Source organism: Aequorivita sinensis (assembly GCF_006346335.1).
Classification (GTDB): domain Bacteria; phylum Bacteroidota; class Bacteroidia; order Flavobacteriales; family Flavobacteriaceae; genus Aequorivita; species Aequorivita sinensis.
In genome coordinates, this window is the sequence record NZ_VDMC01000048.1 from 1 (window position 1) to 1,397 (window position 1,397).

4 protein-coding genes are annotated in these 1,397 nt (G+C 34.5%); 3 read left to right on the forward strand and 1 reads right to left on the reverse strand.

From position 1 onward, the window contains the following. From FHP04_RS14645 to FHP04_RS14310, 3 genes are all read left to right on the forward strand, one after another. Window positions 1–207, forward strand: a 207-nt coding sequence (locus tag FHP04_RS14645; protein ID WP_218937265.1) for a hypothetical protein, incomplete at its 5' end; no start/stop codon positions are given. A gap of 29 nt (window positions 208–236) precedes the next feature. After that, window positions 237–512, forward strand: a complete 276-nt coding sequence (locus FHP04_RS14305; RefSeq protein WP_139856829.1) for a hypothetical protein — start codon at window positions 237–239, stop codon at window positions 510–512. Further along, window positions 505–795, forward strand: coding sequence for a hypothetical protein (locus FHP04_RS14310; protein ID WP_139856830.1), 291 nt, complete (start codon window positions 505–507; stop codon window positions 793–795). Before FHP04_RS14305 ends, FHP04_RS14310 begins: the two co-directional genes overlap by 8 nt. Before the next feature lie 148 nt (window positions 796–943). Here the strand turns inward: FHP04_RS14310 and FHP04_RS14320 are convergent, their stop codons facing one another. After that, window positions 944–1,177: a hypothetical protein gene (locus FHP04_RS14320; RefSeq protein WP_139856831.1), complete on the reverse strand. Its 234-nt coding sequence runs from the start codon at window positions 1,175–1,177 to the stop codon at window positions 944–946. Between the last annotated feature and the right edge of the window lie 220 nt (window positions 1,178–1,397).

Genomic DNA, 1,397 nt, shown 5'->3' on the forward strand with positions numbered 1-1,397 from the left:
CTTAAACGACTCTTTAATCTCGGTGTAAAGTTCGATATAACGGCCGTTTGCGCTGCGCTCAATTCGTTTTTAGGGGTTATATTGCTTGCTATAACCCAATTATCCACTCAGCAAGCTTTAAAAATCGCATTCCCGAGAAATTTTATAAAATTCATGAAATACGGAAATCTTAACCCTGAAACTGAATTTAAAAGAAAATTAGTGTAGTTTTGAGACAGACTGCCGTTGCCCACAATATGAAAAAAATTCTCGATAGCAGAAAATACAACTTACTCGGAATTTTAATTGGAACTATAATTGCGTGGATTATTGCAATGCGGACTGACTTGCCAGCGAGCTCAAATCACGGCGGATTTATTCCCTTAATTTATCCACCTTTTATCGGAATTTTGACTGTTATTGGTTATTTAATCAGCAGACTGATAACCAAAAAATATAATTGGATTATAAGCATAATCGGAATAGTTTACATTCTGCATTTTGCGATTGATTTTAATTTAAGTTATGCTTAAAAAAATAACCAAATGGACTTTTCTCAAAGGCTATTTATTAGTCTATCTGACTTGTTGTTTGATTTTTACAATCATTAAGTGGAAAACACTTTCTTATGCAGAAGGCTGGGGAGTTGTCTATATGGTTGGATTGTTTATAATCGGACTTTTTGCATTACTAATTGACTTTATTCTGACTTTAATAATCAAGAATAAAAAAATACTAAACGGAATTGGAATTTTAATAGCAATTGGATTTTCGATTATGTTATTTATCGAGCTAAAAAACAATGGATTTAATTAAAAATACTGTGGGCAACACCGGCTATAGTTCATTGCTTCTGACTTTCCTCTCGGAAAGTCCTCGCAAATTTGCTATCTCCGGTTTACGGCGGAAAATCCTCGCGGATTTTCACGCAACGAAACCATAGCCAAACACGTTGTGCGTAATACTAATCTTCGTTTTCAAAAGAATCTTTTACGCCACATATTTTACATTGGTCATATAAGCAAGGGTCAAAACCCATATATCCTACATAGGTACACGCAACGCCTTTTGTCTTTGGCGTACTTCTATAATACTTGCAAGGTTTAATCCAATATCCATCAGTCGGCTCTTTGGTGTTGCGTTCTTCATAGTACTCATAACAATACATTCCGTCAGGTATGCAATCCGTACTACGCACAACACCAAATAAACGCAATAATTTTGCGTACCTTGTTTCAAGCCAATACCATAATAATCTAAGTTTCGTTTTCATATTTATATTTGTGTTAAATTACTGCGTTTATTCAAACCGTTGTGCGTAAGCTGAAAAATGAAAACAGAAGACACTAAAATACCATTGACAACATTGTTGATTATGACTGTAACTTCTTTCGTTCCAGTTGGACAAATAATCATGC